The sequence below is a fragment of the Candidatus Zixiibacteriota bacterium genome (assembly GCA_017999435.1).
GTDB lineage: Bacteria > Zixibacteria > MSB-5A5 > GN15 > FEB-12 > JAGNLV01.
Genome location: JAGNLV010000007.1, coordinates 89386 through 104915 on the forward strand (window position 1 = coordinate 89386; position 15530 = coordinate 104915).

Annotated in this window: 11 protein-coding genes and 1 tRNA gene; 1 reads left to right on the forward strand and 11 read right to left on the reverse strand. The window is 61.3% G+C overall.

Features of this window, described 5'->3' with window-relative positions; genetic code table 11:
• Positions 1-6: 6 nt before the first annotated feature.
• The 3 genes from KA261_14360 to KA261_14370 form a co-directional block, all read right to left on the reverse strand.
• Positions 7-342 (reverse strand): hypothetical protein, encoded by a 336-nt coding sequence (locus KA261_14360; GenBank protein MBP7698986.1) that lies wholly within the window; start codon positions 340-342, stop codon positions 7-9.
• Complete coding sequence (locus KA261_14365) at positions 339-1526, reverse strand: DUF1624 domain-containing protein (GenBank protein MBP7698987.1); 1188 nt, start codon at positions 1524-1526, stop codon at positions 339-341. The genes KA261_14360 and KA261_14365 overlap by 4 nt, the downstream gene beginning before the upstream one ends.
• A gap of 173 nt (positions 1527-1699) precedes the next feature.
• Positions 1700-4402: a right-handed parallel beta-helix repeat-containing protein gene (locus KA261_14370; GenBank protein MBP7698988.1), complete on the reverse strand. Its 2703-nt coding sequence runs from the start codon at positions 4400-4402 to the stop codon at positions 1700-1702.
• A gap of 288 nt (positions 4403-4690) precedes the next feature.
• Between KA261_14370 and KA261_14375 the strand changes: the two genes are divergently transcribed.
• Positions 4691-5434, forward strand: coding sequence for a hypothetical protein (locus tag KA261_14375; protein ID MBP7698989.1), 744 nt, complete (start codon positions 4691-4693; stop codon positions 5432-5434).
• Between the two features lie 46 nt (positions 5435-5480).
• Here the strand turns inward: KA261_14375 and KA261_14380 are convergent.
• From KA261_14380 to KA261_14415, 8 genes are all read right to left on the reverse strand, one after another.
• A tRNA-Lys gene (locus tag KA261_14380) sits at positions 5481-5551 on the reverse strand.
• A gap of 49 nt (positions 5552-5600) precedes the next feature.
• The gene (locus KA261_14385) at positions 5601-5780 is read right to left on the reverse strand and encodes a DUF1778 domain-containing protein (protein MBP7698990.1); all 180 of its coding nucleotides are present in this window, start codon (positions 5778-5780) and stop codon (positions 5601-5603) included.
• Between the two features lie 527 nt (positions 5781-6307).
• Positions 6308-7996 carry a hypothetical protein gene (locus KA261_14390; GenBank protein ID MBP7698991.1) on the reverse strand — a complete coding sequence of 563 codons (1689 nt, stop codon included), beginning with the start codon at positions 7994-7996 and terminating at the stop codon, positions 6308-6310.
• Positions 7997-8329: 333 nt separating this feature from the next.
• On the reverse strand, positions 8330-11380 hold the full coding sequence (locus tag KA261_14395; GenBank protein MBP7698992.1) for a thrombospondin type 3 repeat-containing protein: 3051 nt from the start codon (positions 11378-11380) through the stop codon (positions 8330-8332).
• A gap of 528 nt (positions 11381-11908) precedes the next feature.
• Positions 11909-12679 (reverse strand): TetR/AcrR family transcriptional regulator, encoded by a 771-nt coding sequence (locus KA261_14400; GenBank protein ID MBP7698993.1) that lies wholly within the window; start codon positions 12677-12679, stop codon positions 11909-11911.
• 132 nt (positions 12680-12811) lie between these two features.
• Entirely contained in the window at positions 12812-13483 is a 672-nt protein-coding gene (locus tag KA261_14405) for an outer membrane beta-barrel protein (GenBank protein ID MBP7698994.1), read from the reverse strand.
• Positions 13484-13654: 171 nt separating this feature from the next.
• Positions 13655-14779 carry a hypothetical protein gene (locus KA261_14410; protein MBP7698995.1) on the reverse strand — a complete coding sequence of 375 codons (1125 nt, stop codon included), beginning with the start codon at positions 14777-14779 and terminating at the stop codon, positions 13655-13657.
• Between the two features lie 10 nt (positions 14780-14789).
• Positions 14790-15530, reverse strand: a 741-nt coding sequence (locus KA261_14415) for a TolC family protein (GenBank protein ID MBP7698996.1), incomplete at its 5' end; no start/stop codon positions are given.

Here is a 15530-nt window from a genome sequence, read left to right on the forward strand (position 1 = left end):
CCGCCGCTACTCGTGATGGTCGAGAGGACCGAGGTTGAGACGCAGCAGCCGGAGGAGGCGGTCGGTGCCGTAGCCCAGGAGGAGGCCCATGAGCGCCATGACCGCCACGACCAGGACGGCGTACTGCCAGGAGCTGGTGTTGTATACGTCGGCGATCCACTTGGACGGGCCCGCCTCCATTCCGCGCGAGTCGGCCACGTTGTAAACTCTCGCCGCCTCGGCGGTCCCCTCCGCCCAGAGCCGATCGGCTGCCAGGGACACCGTGGCCCACGCCGCGAGCGCGCCAGGCCAGGCTTTTCCGGCACCCGCCCGGTTCCGCCGTGAGCCGGCCGCACGGTTCATACGGCGCCTCGCGGTGCCGTGGTTCCGCGAAGCAGCGCATAGTCATGGGGCGCAATCCACCCGCGCCACCGCCCGTATGCATACGAGAGCGCCCACGAAGCGGGCAGCGCGAACGCTAACAGCAGCACGAATCCCTCGGCGCCGATCCGCCACCGCACCCCCAGCAACCCGGGCACGGAATGGGCGAAGACAAACTGCGTCACATAGGTGAACAGCGAGGTTCTCCCGAACACGGACAGCGCCCAGGCCGCCCGGCCATAACGCCCCCGGCCGTCGATCACGGTGACGTAGAAAGAGAATATCCACAGGAGCACGGCCAGGTAGATCGGCAGCAGGGAGGTGGTGCGCGACGGATAGACGGCGTCAAACACGCGCGGGTCCAGTGCGCCCCCGGCCAGCTGGAAAACCTTGTAAGCGCCGTTCAAGACCAGCCCGAGCGCCATCAGCCACAGCCCCGCCCGTCGCAGCCTCCCGGCCAACTCGTCGGCCGTCATCCCCCCCGTCCGCATTCGGGCAAGCATCTGCCCCACCAGCGACCCAAGGAGAAAGATCCCGACCCAGGGGGCCAGCGGCCAGGCAAACCCGATCCCCCCCGACCCCAGCTCCCCGCCAAACAGCACCGCCTTGAGCATATGGCCGAACGGTCCCGAGGGCTGGTACCAGATGAGCGCGACCGGCGCCGCCGCCAGCAGCCCGACCGCGATCGCCCCCCGCGCCGCCATCCCGGCCCAGCGGATCGCCGGCGGCGCCAACACCAGCGCGACCGCAATGGTGTCGGTGATCTGGAAATCGTATCGAAAATGGTGGAGGAAGGATGCGAAGTAGGGGGGGCCATAATAGAACAGCCGCGCCAGATGGATCGCCGGGTGTGCGGCCAGCACGAGCAGGAGCGCCCGGCGCGCGAACCGCTGCTGCACTCCCACCGGGTCCCCCTTCGTATTCAGGAAGAAGCTGATCATCATGCCGGAGACGGCCATGAACCCCACCGACGCCATCCGCGTCGGCAGATAGACCAGCGCATCCAGCACCGCCGACGCTTGGCGGGGATCCACGACCTGGTAGCAGTGCTGCACGATCACCAGCACCATGGCCGTCCCCCGCATCACATCCACCGAACGGATGCGGTTCTTGCCGACATGATGGCCGGAGGCTTGCCCTCGGCCGCTGTTGTCGCCCTCGGTCACGGCAGCACCCTCACTGCGCGACTTCGCATTATATGGGTCGGACTAATCCTCAATGTACAAGATGAGGGAGTTTCAGGGAAGCGCATTCCGCGGGCGCCGGGCCTCAGGGCCCGAAAATTACGCCGCCGGCCGGCCCCCCCGGCGGGCCAAGCGACCGGCCGCGAGGGCCCCTCCTAATCGCACACCGGCGGGGGCCCGCCGCGAAACAGGTAGTCCACCAGGACTGTCAGGTCGGCCACGTCAAGATTGCCGTCATTATCGACGTCGGCCGGCTCCGGCGCCGGGGCGGGACCGCCCCGAAACAGGTGCGCGATCAGGTACGTCAGATCCGGGGCCGCCGGCCCGGACCCGTCGCCGTTGACATCGCCGCAGAGGAATCCGCACCCGGACCCGAACGCCCCGATCAGAACCCCGCACGAGTTGTTCGCCGGCAAACAGGGCGACTGCAGGTTTACCGAGTAGGCTGTGTCCAGATCGCAGAACTGCGGGTCTTCGGAAATGTTGCCCAGCGTGTCGCCCGGCTGCGGCTGCGCGCCGTACACCGCGAAATCCTCCCCGCCGTTGCCGTACGCATTATTGCACCCAACCAGCACGCCGACAAGGCCCATGCCATCGGATTGGAGACCGTTGCCCGTGTTTGCGGCCAGCAGGTTCGCGGTTATCAGCGACGGGTTTATCTCCGCAAGCCCGGGTGCATCCAGCTTCGGCGGCTCGTAGTAGAAGCGAAACCCGGTGCCGTTGAGGACAATCGTGTTGTTCGCAATGGCGTAATTCCCCCAACGCCCGGTCTCCGTGAAAATCCCCTCCTGCCCGTTGCCGACAATCAGGCAGTTGGTGACGGTGATGGTGTCCATGGATACCAGGTGGATTCCAACGGAATCATTATAGAGAATCTGGCAATGCGAGATGGCGCCGTTGGCGATGCTCTCTATGCCGTGCCAATTGTTTTGAAGAGTGCAGCCCTCGACGAGCACGCGGTATCGGAAGTAGTTGGGCGACGTCGATGATGCCGCCACGCCGCGGCAGTCGTTGCCGATGATCAGGCAGTTCCGCACCGTTCCGCCCGCATTGTGGAAGGTTATCGCCCCCTCGAAATAGCCGGGTGTCGCGGCCCCGGTGATGATGAATCCTTCGATGATCGACGACGTGTCCTCATCACTCCCCAGGTACACCGCCCGGTGCGGCTCGCCCGGGCTGCCGCCGCAATCGATGGTCGCCTGCCCTATTCCGTCGGAACACAGCACGAGATTGACGCCGTGAAAATCAAGATCGCGGTTGCCCTCGCCCGCATAAATTCCGGGCGCCACCAGCACGGTGTCCCCTTCCTGCGCGGCATCGATCCCCGCCTGGATTGTCGGCTGGTCCCCCGGCACGTGGATTACCCCCGGTGCCCTGATCACAAAAGTCTCCATCGGCGACCATGGCGAATTCTCGAATCCGTCGAAGCACCGCGCCCGCCACCAGTACGGGGAACCGGTCGTCAGGCCCTCGAAGACTCCCGACGAGGTTAGCCCTGTCCCTTCGGCCACACCCGCGCGGCTGGCCACCGGCGTGATCTCCGGCGGATCAGCGAAGATCTCGAACTCATACACCCGCGCGTCGTTCTCCGCATCGGTCGCATTGACCACCGAGAGATAGACGCCCTCGCTGCTGACGGGTTCCATGTCGACCGGGAACTCCGGCGTCGGGGCCGCCGGCAACGAGTTCATCTGGAACGCCGCCTCTTTCCAGGCGCTCGACACTTCGCCGTTGTCGACCCGCAGACGCCAGAAATACAGCTCACCGTCGGCAAGCGGAGCGCCGCCATAGATGCACGATTGGTCTGCAGACACAACCGGTCCCGAATCCCACTGCTCTGCTGTCGTCCAGTCCATGTCCGTTCCCACCTGGACCTGGTACCCATTCTGCTCCGGGAGCGTCGTGTCGTAGTATCGCCAGGCAAAGATCGGGGCATCCACAAGCACGTGGGCCGCATCCGATCCGCTCAGGGCCATGCCGTTGGCCGTTGGACAGGTCTGGTCAAGAATAATCGCGCCGATGTCGTTCCGAGTTCCATCGGGATCGTTGTAGGCCTGAGCGCCGATACCCGCATCAACACACGGGGAACCGGGGAGAAGCGAGAAATCCGCGGCCGACGCCCCCGCGAAATGGGGATCGGCCGAGATGTCGGTAGGCAGCAGCGGGCCGTTGACGCCGTTGCCCCAGATATCGTTGTAGCCGCCGGCCGGCGCTCCGATCGAGACACCGATCTGGCAGGCCGTGATGATATTGTTCATCAGCACCGCACCGGGCCCATAGAGATACACGCCCAGCCGGCCCCCGGCAATGGTATTGTTGATGATCGTCGCGGGGTTGCCGTAACCCGCCCAGACGACGCAGTACGCGCTGTCGTTGCCGTGAAAGACATTCCGCTGTATGAGCGGCGCCGAGCCGTCCGTAGTATAGATCACCGAGTTGTTGCCCAGCCTTCCGCCTCCGTTATCGGTGAAGATATTGCCGCTGATGACCGGCGAGGTTGCGTCGACACGGATCGCCGCGTTCTGTGCCGCCTTGCGGATCGTGAATCCCGTCACCACCGTCTCCATGCTGTCGCCGGTGCTGATATCGATAATCGGCAACGCACCGCTGTCCGGCTCAAGAAAGCACAGCCGGGGTCCGCCGAAACCGGTCAGACAGACGTCGGCGTTGGCGATTCTGAGATTCACCGGATATCGGCCGGGCGCCACCAGCACGGTGTCCCCTTCCTGCGCGGCATCGATCCCCGCCTGGATGGTCGGCTGATCCCCCGGCACATGAATGGTCGCCGCCAAAAGCCCGGTGTTGCCCCACGGCAGCGTGAGCGAGGCGATTGTGAGAAACTGAAGATACCTGCACATGTTATTCCCTCGGTCAGGAGAGTCGGTCCGATCCGCCAACATATATGATACCTCCAAATCCGGATTTGTCAACGGCCTCGTTCGATCCCTGGGCGGGAGGGAGCCGCTTACACCACAAAAGAGTCTTCTCACGGTTGAGTCGTGCAGGGAAGGAATCGAAAACCTGCCGCCCGATCCGCGGAATGGGTCCGCAATTGAGCGTTGAATTCGCTCGGCCCCCGCCGTATCATGCGGCACGGTCCCGGCCCAACTCCGGGATCGAACCTAACCCTTGCCGGAGGAGTCGCCATGCTGAAGAAACTGGTTCTTACGGTCATCGTCCTCGTCGCCGTCGGGGCGGCCGTCGCATACTTTGTGCGCAATCTGCTGGTCGAGAAGGCGGTTGAAGCCGGTTCCGCATACGCCCTCGGCGTGGACACGGAGCTCGGCTCGGCTGCCCTCGAACTCGGCGGCGGCAGCCTGGAACTCAACGACTTCGCGGTCGACAATCCGGAGGGATTTGCCGAGGGACGCTTCCTGTCGCTGCGGCGTATGATGTTCGATGTCGATGCCGGGTCGGTTTTGGACAAGAACGTGGTCGTCGATTCTTTCATCATTGAAGGCGTGACCCTGAACCTCGAGCAAATCGACCGCTCGGGCAACTACCGGGTTCTCCTGGACAACATCAACCGGCTGGATCTTACGTCGTCCGAGGATTCGCGCACTTTCCGGATTGCCCTCATCGCCCTGCGCGACATCACCGTCAACGGCTCGCTCAGCCTGCTCGGTGCGCACTCGGAGAAATCTTTCACGCTTGATGACTTCTCCCTGCGCAACATCGGCGGCGACAATGGCGCCACTGTCGGCCGGCTGACGGCGACGATCGTGAAATCGCTCATCACCAAGGCGCTGGCCGCCGGAAGCGGCGTGCTCCCGGAGGGATTCGGGAAAAATCTCGAGGAGTTGAAAGACCAGGGAGTCGAGACGATCAAAACCGAGGCCGCCGACCGGCTGAAGGATCTGGGCAAGTCCCTCACTGGCGACCGCAAATGAGCGGGAGAGGGCGCACCGACGGGCGGCCGCGCCTCCCAAAGAAGAATGCGCCATCAGGGATTCGAACCCCGGACCCGCTGATGAAGAGTCAACTGCTCTACCAACTGAGCTAATAGCTGGGTGCACAATGCCTTACATTTCCCAGCCACGTTGGTTTCTCGTATGATCAGATGCCCTTTTTGCCACTCGCACGCTGCTTCTTCGATGCGATCAACTCCTCGGCACGGTCCAACGCAGCAAGCCGGACAAAGTCGGATGCCGTACGCCGATCAATCTTGGCGGCACGTTCGATGATCCGCTTGTCCTTGGGGTCGATCCGAATGAAGAACACTGTCGTCTTGGTCATAAGGGCCTCTGATTATTCTATCGACAATATAGCCTTTGCCTATACAGTGTCAACAGAAATCGCGCAAGAAAGTAGAATTGTGTCTATGCGCCCAACTTGTCGCATGTAGAGAGATCGTCGCCCTACGGGCCTCCCTGTGCGCCACAGGGGCATTCAGCGGGCTAACCGGACGGCATGCCAGGGCGACGGGGAGAAGAAACGAGGGTGGTTGTCGCTGCATATGGATTCCTTACACTCGTGAAAGCGCGCTGATCGTGTGCTTCCACGTCTTGAGAACACGGGTTCTATGTTCGGTGCAGTTCAAACAGTGACCGTCTCCCCGAGGGGAGGGCCCGTGGCTGAAACTGCAGCTTCCGGGGGGCGTCGTACGCAAGTCTTAACAGCCTCAGCAAGGCGCCGGTCGTCGGCCTGCACGGGAGGCGCAGCTAATCAAAGGTGTCAGTTCAGGAGCCCGCACCGGTCGATGGCCGCCGTATCTGTCGTGGACGAGACAACGACCCACGCCGGCATCTCTGGATCGCTCTTCTTCAGGGTCGCCCGACTGCTGCCGGTTCGGCCTTTTCTCTTTCCCGCTCCCGCCGGCTTTCGGCAAGCGCCTTGTGGGTCGCTACGTCCTCTTGGAGCGTCTGTTCGACCGCCTGATCTTCCGCGCGATCCGCCTCCTGCTGAGCCGCCGTCTCGCCGGGGTCGGCAGTGGTCATGCGGGCCAGGCGAACGTCCTCATAACCGCGGCGCTTGGCGACCACCCGATAGGTGAAGCTCGCATCGCCGGCCCCGTTCATCAGTTCCACCACATCAAACCCCGTGGTGCCGCAGATGACGGCCGTTCCCGCACAGCGAGGATCGTTCAGCTGCACGAAGACATTCATGGGATGATTCTCGTCGATGGTGACCGTCTGAAGGAACAGCGGATCTAGTTCAATATGCGTCCGGCCACCGCTCAGTTGACCCCGTCCAAAGTCCTCAAACCAGCACTCCGGTGACTCCTGGGAGTAGACCAGCCGATATTGCTCGGGAGCTACCTCCACCGCGGCGCTCTTGGTCCCGCTGACCGCGAAATTGCCGCTGACGTAGACGTTGCCGCTGAAATAACCGGCGTAGCCGCTCGTCGGAGCTGTGCTGTAGATTCCATATTTGGAGCCGGTACCGAAACTGCCGGCGCTGAAATAGCCTCCGTAAACGGCCCCGCTTGACTGGTTGGAGCCGACACCGGTTACGCCATAGGCGCTGGCGCTTCCCCGCGCGTTGGCGACACCCCGGCAGCCATACGAGGTCCCGGTACCGGTGGAATCGCTCTTGAAGTAACCGCCTGCGCTGGAGCCGGTCCCTGAAGGTTCGGTCAGACCGTCAACGCCAAAGCTGGAGGCGCTGCTGGCGAGATCATAGGCATACCCATAGAGGGCATAGGCATTGGTGCCGGAGGGCACATGGTTGTCGAAGTAACCGGCGTACGAGGATCCGCTGCGGGCCGCGTCGGCGTTGACCGTGCTTCGGATCCCGTAGGTCGGCTGTGAGCCGCTCTTGCAGTAACCACTGAAATCTCCGCCAACGACCGTTCCGCTCTCACCATAACCGCCACATCGCAGGCCGAATGTCATGCCGACCTTGCCTGATCCGAGGAAGCTGCCCCCCTCGGTCCATGTGCTGCCGGGACCACCGAAGGCACTTGCCGTTACTCCCGTATGGTCGCCATCACCCAGACTGTCGGCACAGAAGACGCCCGCATAAACGTATCCACCGCCGGGATTCGCCGCATATCCCTCGATTCCTCTCGCGCTGTACATCAAGGCATTGCTTCTTCCCTCGCCGTACACACCCCGAGCGGGCCCCTGACCGGCGCTCGTCGCCAGAAACGCTCCGCCGTAGGCCGTGCCGCTGCCCTGATTGATAATCGTGGCGCGAACTGACGAGACATCACCCGCAGATTGCGTCTCGAATCGCGTGAGTACACCTGTCCGAGCATGCAATCCGGTGCCGATAACGGACAGTCCGGTGTCCCTGGTGTCCTCCAATCGGATCGTTCCACCTGACGCCCCATCTACGGTATTCACGCGCAGGGCATAGCCGGCTGACGCGACGGGCATCCGGGGCGACAGAATGATGCCGTTGAAGATCACCTGCAAGTACAGGGAATCGTACCTGGCGAAAAGGCTGTCCGGAATCGGCGTGCTGCTGCCCAGAAGATAGGTGAACAATCCGCCGCTCGTACTGACCATGGGGTAGATTTCCGACCAGCGGGCGGTGCCTGCGGTCGGGTGGTCATAGAGGTGGAACTGCGCAGGGTAACTGCCGTCGGGTACCGGAGCGCCGGTCCCGTCGGTGGCCCTGCCCTGATAGCTGATTACTCGTGGCGTGCCCGCAGCGGTCATGGATGCGACCGCCGCCAGAGCAGCGAGAGTAAAACAAACGCCCCGGGCCAAGTTCATGTGACACACTCCTTCAGAAAGCCGGCATGACCGACTGGCGTACGAGCGTACGCAGGTAGTCCCTCTGCGGCCCTGCCGGAGTTGCTATCGTGCTCTTTGTTATGCGACTCCACCCCCTTCGGCTCACGGACAGGCCGCCGGCGGCGGGCCGCCGCGGAACAGGTAGTTGATCAGCAAGGTCAAGTCAGACACCTTGATCGACCCGTCCGCATTCGTGTCCCCGTGGTCAAGGCAGCCCGGTGAGGCCCCGCCCCGGAACAGGAAGTTGATCAGGGCCGTGAGATCGGAGACCTTCACGGAGCCGTCGTCGTTGAAGTCGCCACGAAGAGTGCAACAGCAAGCATCGCCGATGCCGTCGCCATTGCTGTCCGCCTGATCGGGATTCGCCACGGTCGGGCAGTTGTCCACGTCGGCGCAGAACCCGTCTGCATCGGCATCGTCGGCCGCATCATGAGGGCAGACATCGCAAGCGTCGCCAATGCCATCCGTGTCGGTATCCTCTTGGCTGGGATTCGCAATTGCCGGGCAATTATCCGGCGCGAGCAGGACATAATCCGTGGGTTGTTCGCATTGGATGAGTGAATCACTATGCACACCTCGGCCGTCACCATCGGCGTCGTAGTACCAAACGGTGAGTGGGTTAATGGCGGGGTCGGCATCGTTGCAGTCGTTGCCGCCGATAATCGCCGGATCCCCATCCCAGCCACCGGCGTCAACGGTGCAAGGGATGAAGTGGTCACCGTCGGCATCCTGTTCGCCAACTGGGAGGGTCGAAGTGCTGCAATCATTGATTTGTCCGTCACAAAGTTCGGTGGCGCCGGAGTAGACGGTGCTGTCATTGTCATTGCAGTCACAGGCGGCGCCATAGGCGTCACTGTCATTATTCGTTTGGTCAGCATTTGAAATAGAGGGGCAGTTGTCAGCGTAGTCGGGAACGCCGTCACCGTCAGTGTCCTGGCCCTTTGTCCACGCGGCGAGATACGCCGAAACCTTTCCGCCCGCGGTTGTGAACGAGCCGCCAGCGATCAGGCGACCATCGTAGACGGTCAGGGCATTGACCCAGCTACTCATCCCCGACCCCAGGGGGGACCAACTGCTCCCATCCCAGGAGGCTACTCTGTTCGCCGCCACGCCGCCGGCCGTGAAGAAATCGCCCCCCGCGATCAGCTTGCCGTCGTACACGGTCAGGGCCCAGACATAGTCATTCATGCCCGAACCGAAGGAGGACCACGCCGAACCGTCCCAGGAGGCAATGTAGTTGGCGGTGGTCCCGCCCGCCGTGGTGAAATATCCCCCCGCGATCAGCTTGCCGTCGTAGACGGTCAGGGCACAGACAGTGTTATTCATCCCCGACCCCAGGGGGGACCAACTGCTCCTATCCCAGGAGGCTATGTAGTTCGCCGCTACGCCACCGGCCGTGGTGAAATAGCCCCCCGCGATCAGCTTGCCGTCGTAGACGGTCAGGGCACGGACATCGCTACTCATCCCCGACCCCAGGGGGGACCAACTGCTCCCATCCCAGCAGGCTACTCTGTACGCCGCCACGCCGCTGGCCGTGGCGAAAGAGCCCCCCGCGATCAGCTTGCCGTCGTACACAGTCAGGGCACGGACATCGTCATTCATCCCCGACCCCAGGGACGACCAACTGCTCCCATCCCAGGAGGCAACGTAGTTCGCCGCCACGTCGCCGGCCGTGGTGAAAGCGCCCCCCGCGATCAGCTTGCCGTCGCAGACGGTCAGGGCCCAGACAAAGTCATTCATCCCCGACCCCAGGGGGGACCAACTGCTCCCATCCCAGGAGGCTATGTAGTTCGCCGCCACGCCGCCGGCCGTGGTGAACCAGCCCCCCGCTATCAGCTTGCCATCGTAGGCGGTCAGGGCATAGACATAGTTGTTCATCCCCGACCCCAGGGGGGACCAACCGCTCCCATCCCAGGAGGCTATGTTGTTCGCCGCCACGCCGCCAGCCGTGGTGAAAGAGCCCCCCGCTATCAGCTTGCCATCGTAGGCGGTCAGGGCATAGACATAGTTGTTCATCCCCGACCCCAGGGGGGACCAACTGCTCCCATCCCAGGAGGCTATGTTGTTCGCCGCCACGCCGCCAGCCGTGGTGAAATAGCCCCCCGCGATCAGCTTGCCATCGTACACGGTCAGGGCCCGGACTTCGGGATTCATCCCCGACCCCAGGGGGTACCAACTGCTCCCATCCCAGGAGGCTACTCTGTTCACCAGTACGCCGCCGGCCGTGGTGAATCGGCCCCCCGCGATCAGTTTGCCGTCGTAGACGGTCAGGGCATTGACATCGTCGTTCATCCCCGACCCCATGGGGGACCAACTGCTCCCATCCCAGGAGACTACTCTGCTCGCCGCCACGCCGCCGGCCGTGGTGAAATCGCCCCCCGCGATCAGCTTGCCGTCGTAAACGGTCAGGGCAAAGACCCAGTGATCCATCCCCGACCCCAGGGGGGACCAACTGCTCCCATCCCAGGAGGCTACTCTGTTCGCCGCCACGCCGCCGGCCGTCGTGAAAACGCCCCCCGCGATCAGCTTACCGTCGTAGACGGTCAGGGCATAGACAGAGCCATTCATCCCCGACCCCAGGGGGGACCAGTTGATCCCATCCCAGGAGGCTATGTAGTTCGCCGCCACGCCGCCGGCCGCGGAGAAATAGCCCCCCGCGATCAGCTTGCCGTCGTAGACGGTCAGGGCATTGACAATGTCATTCATCCCCGACCCCAGGGGGGACCAACTACTCCCGTCCCAGGAGGCTATGAAGTTGGCTATCTCACAACCAGCCGCCTGGAAACCACCCCCCGCGATCAGCTTGCCGTCGTAGACGGTGAGGGCACGGACACTCTCATCTACGCCGGGAACGCATGGTGATATGCTATTATCCCAGTAGATGTCATCGGGGTGGTCGGCGAAAGAAGCAGGAAAGGCAGCTTGGAAGTTCAGCTCACCGGTGGCGGGGTCGATCCGTGACTCAACGCCTTCGATGTCAAGCGGGCCTTCGTAGCCGGAGCGCCGAGCGGCGTCGAGGTCGAACCGGCCGTCGGGGGTGAGGAACTCGCCGATGCTGCGGGCGGAAGGAGCGGGTGTGGTTGGCGGTTGGCCGGCAAGAACATTGCCCGCAAGAAGCAGGCAGAGCATGAAGACGACGGAGAAGCACTTCATCACAGCCTCTTACCTTGGCGGCACTGTCGCCGCTGCTGTTGTGAAACCCTACGCTAACTGTCTTATGATAAACAACGTGAACGAATTAGTCAAGGCTAACGCTCACGGTTTGTGCGCCGAGCCGGCAGCACAGGCGGGGTGCTCACGCGTGACCGCCGCGGGGAGGAGCGGCGTGGGTGGTAGTTCGCAGGCTATGGATTCGTTGTTGTCGGGCGCTTGACGAGACGCACGAACCCTTGATCGTGACTAACGCACGGCACCGGTCCTGTGCAGCTTGCACCTCGGTTAGCGGCCGCGGTCCACAAAGAGAAGGCCCGTGACCGAGGCCACGAGCCTATATATCTGCATCTCACTGCCAACTCACGGGCATGCCGCCGGGACGGGGCCGCCGCGGAACACGTAGGCAATCAGAAACGTGACGTCAGCGACGTTCACGTACGTTGGGTCATCACCTGTGACGTCAGCATGAAGGCTGCAATTCGGAGGTGGGGGGAATCGAACCCCCAACCAACGTTGTGAGTCAAGGACTTACGGGTCATTGTGACCAAATTGTGACGTTTTTTTGCAGCATTCTTGTAGCCACAACAGACGGAAGTATCCACGGATGTAAGGGCTGTGATGCGTTGTCCGGTAATCACGTGCACTGCCAATAAGCGTGCTGACCGTCAACCGCAGCCGTGCTGGCATACATTCATTTCTTGGCAATACCCAGACTTGCATCAGCCGAACATATGGTGAGCAAGTTAAGGGCTTTCGCAGCGCGGTCATCGGCGAGCGGCTTTGAAACATACCGTACATCGTGATACTTCCAAACATGGCCGCACAGACGAGTACGGCCAGTTCGTCAGGCTTTACTCGCCTGTTCAGTTGCTCCACCGCCTGCGCCTCCTGGAATGCAGCCGTAAGTTTATCGGCGACGATACCAACCACTGTCTCGATCTGCCTATGGACTGCCCGCTGGTTTTTCGGCACTTCGTTCGAAAGCCTCATGGGAATCAAAGCTGTGTCCACCCACCGCCGAGAACTTGGCCCTTGCCATTTTGGAAAGACACGGCCGCAAGTTACGGTCGGATCATTGGGAGTGCCGCTAACGGAGGCTGAAGTAATCTTCGCTTCAATGGCGCCCAACACTCCGGCGACAAGATCGCTTTTCGACCTGAAGCAATAGAATAACCCCCTTTTGGTCACCCCCGCTTTCTGAGCAATCGCCACCAAGTTCGCGTGTTTGTATCCTACAGCCAGAATTTCTCCAAACGCTTCCTCCAGAATTCTCGTTTTCGTGTTCGTACGGTCCTCCAAAATCTGATCCGCTGGATCGCAAGTACGTACGGCAACGTGTCGGTCACTTCCTAGCAAGAGGGGCGCGAGGGTGGCTCAGGCCACCCTCGCTGGTTGAGAAGCGCCAGGCAGTGAATGAGGGGTTACCTTGTCTTACTTGGCGCCGATTGGGAAGTAGAATGTCAGTCCGCCCGTCACACTGATTGCGCTGGGATTGGAGAAGTCTTCGCCAAACTTCTCTTCGTCTTTGGCGAAAATCAGGTGGTATTTGCCTTCGGCAAACACGGAGATGTTCGGAGCAACGAAGAACTCTGAGCCAGCGCCGAACTGCAGGCCAAAGCTGGTCTTCTTGAACTCTTCGCCGTTGCCAAGTATGACTGCATCGCCCCCGGCGCCGTCATCGGTGACCTTCCAGAAATACACCCCGCCACCAGCCAACAAGTAGGGATTGACGATGTTCTTTTCCGACTTGATGAGCGCACCCAGGTTCCACTTACCGTCGAGGTACACGTACGGTGTCGTGAAATAGGGTTCACGGCCCGCGTTAGGACGAACCTCGTCCTTCATCTTCAAGGAAGCATAGTCAAAGCCTGCTTCCAGAGTGAAGTACCGGATCGGGACAAAGGACACGTGCGCCCCGAGGTCCGGGGCGACCTTAAAATAGTCGTTGAAGCTGCTGTCTCTTGTAACGTCACCGGACACAGGAAGCAGTATGCCTCCGTTTAATCCGACGCCGAAATTCCCAACCTTCGGTATCTGACCGAAGCTTATTCCCGGCAGGGCGATTGTCACGATTAGCCCCAGCAGTACCAATGTCCGTTTCATGTTTTTCTTCCTTTCCTGTTGTTGAATACACATCACTTGACTTGATAGCATGTCGTACAAACGGAATCTTGTGTCATGCCGCCTCCTTCACCTTGCCAGACCCGAGATAGGGATCTTGCTTTCTTATATACGTGTATGTACACGCATTTACCTAAAAACACGGGCAAGTGTCTATCCTTGCTCCGCAGCTCCGAACATTCTCACGAATTCGGCCCACTGGGCCAGCATGGCCTCACGCTCCGCACTTGACATGCGACCGAGCAGTACCAATGCCGGGACGAGCTCCGACCCAAGTGGGTCTCTGCCTACAGCGGCTCGGGCAGCCTCGGTAACCCGAGCCACGCTCTCGGGAGTCAGTACCTCTTTGAGGTCGCGCACCGTCTCGGTGCCACAGCCCGCTGCCATTCTTAAGATTCCTTCGATATCGTACTGAGAACAGGACAGGCCGCAGGCGGCAAGCACTTGCGGTAAGTTAACGGCCGTCAACGGCGCCGTGTCATTGATGGGTTCAAATGATCGCCGGCGCGCCATTTCTCCAGCCATGAGGTCAAAATACTCGTCAATCGTGCCGAGCATACGCCCGATCACCTGCAGCTGCCCCTGGGCCATGGGCGACGCCGCGTGATACTTGTATCCCAGCACGTGTTCGATTTCGGCCCAGAGGTCCTGCGTGAGCGTGCGCACCTGCAATTCGAACCACGGCGGTACCTCTCCCTTATTCGCGCGGTCCCGCAAGCGAAGGACGTAATGAATGGAATTGTACCCATTGGCTTTCGTTTGGCTCGCCATCTCCAGCCCCAGCGTAATCCGCGTGCGCTCGCTCATATAGGCGTGCGGAGGATGGTCTGGCGCAATATCAAACCAGCCGCACTCCCGGACTTCGCGATCGATGAGCGGCAGCGAGAACAGAAAGTACACGACGACTCGGGCGCCAACGGTATCGGTCATCGACCGAAAGCTGTCGCTGCAAAAACCGCTTGAGTAATACTTCGGTTTTGCCAGAACCTTTCTGACCACGGCGCTCGGCTGCTTTACCCGGACGCGTAGCCGTTGCACTGGCGTCGGCGCCGGTTGTCCTGTCTCTCCGGTCGCCTTGTGCCAGTATTCCGGTCTACTCCACTCGCCAAACAAACCGCCCAGCCGTCGTCGCAGTGGCACAAGTACCTTGGTCGAATAGTCCTGGTAGGCGGACACAAACGACCGCAGGTCTCGCAGATCCGGCTTGATCCGCCGGTCAGCCTCTTCATGGTCGAAGTCCGGTTCTGCCGGCTGTCTATCCGTGTCAGAGCTGTCCATAGGCACCCTCTTAGTGCTGCAACCTTCCCGTCGCTTGCAGATAGTGGGAGCGCTGCGTCAGATAGTGCGCCCTCGCTTCCACTGCCTGATCCTGTGCCTGTTGCAGCAGCGCTCGCGCCTCGAGTAAGTCGGATACCGGTGTCAGTCCGTTGTCGTAACTATCTTGGTTGACCTTCATGTTTTCTGCCGCCTGCCGCTGAGCTTCTTCGCCGAGCAGTACTTGCGTGTACGCATCCGTAAGGTCTTGCCAGGACTTCTCCATTTGGAGCAGGAGTTGCTCGGCATTATCGCGAAAGTTGTTCTCGGCGATGCGCTGCTGTTGCTTGCGCTTGCTGAGTTCGTGCGACCCTCTCCACCAGTCGGAAATCGGCACAGAGATCGTGCCGTAGACCATGCCGAACGATCGGCTGTCACCGTCATCAAACTTCAATCGCTGGTAGTTGGCGCCGACGGCCACTTGTGGCAGGTACTCGCCCCTGACTAGGTTCGTCTGCAACTTTTCTGCCTCAACCGATAACTCGATCAGCTTGTACTCGCTTCGTGCCGTCAGGGCTCGCGAATGATCTACTCTGAGCGGCTGTGGCGGGCCATCAATTGCGAGCGAATCACGCAGCACCAAATCTGAATTGAGCGGCAGGCCGAGATACTGGCAAAAGGCCATGCTGGCCAGCGTCAATCTATTACTGAGTTGCGACTTATTCAGCATTACTTCGCTGCGCTGCAGCCGCACCTTGAGAAGGTCATTCTGCAT

What these genes read in the sequence shown, in the direction of transcription:
- KA261_14385 (MBP7698990.1), bottom strand. Translation starts at nt 5,780, where the DNA reads ATGACCAAGACGACAGTGTTCTTCATTCGGATCGACCCCAAGGACAAG.
- KA261_14390 (MBP7698991.1), bottom strand. Translation starts at nt 7,996, where the DNA reads ATGGTCAGTACGAGCGGCGGATTGTTCACCTATCTTCTGGGCAGCAGC.
- KA261_14360 (MBP7698986.1), bottom strand. Translation starts at nt 342, where the DNA reads ATGAACCGTGCGGCCGGCTCACGGCGGAACCGGGCGGGTGCCGGAAAA.
- KA261_14375 (MBP7698989.1), top strand. Translation starts at nt 4,691, where the DNA reads ATGCTGAAGAAACTGGTTCTTACGGTCATCGTCCTCGTCGCCGTCGGG.
- KA261_14405 (MBP7698994.1), bottom strand. Translation starts at nt 13,483, where the DNA reads ATGAAACGGACATTGGTACTGCTGGGGCTAATCGTGACAATCGCCCTG.
- KA261_14395 (MBP7698992.1), bottom strand. Translation starts at nt 11,380, where the DNA reads ATGAAGTGCTTCTCCGTCGTCTTCATGCTCTGCCTGCTTCTTGCGGGC.
- KA261_14370 (MBP7698988.1), bottom strand. Translation starts at nt 4,402, where the DNA reads ATGTGCAGGTATCTTCAGTTTCTCACAATCGCCTCGCTCACGCTGCCG.
- KA261_14410 (MBP7698995.1), bottom strand. Translation starts at nt 14,779, where the DNA reads ATGGACAGCTCTGACACGGATAGACAGCCGGCAGAACCGGACTTCGAC.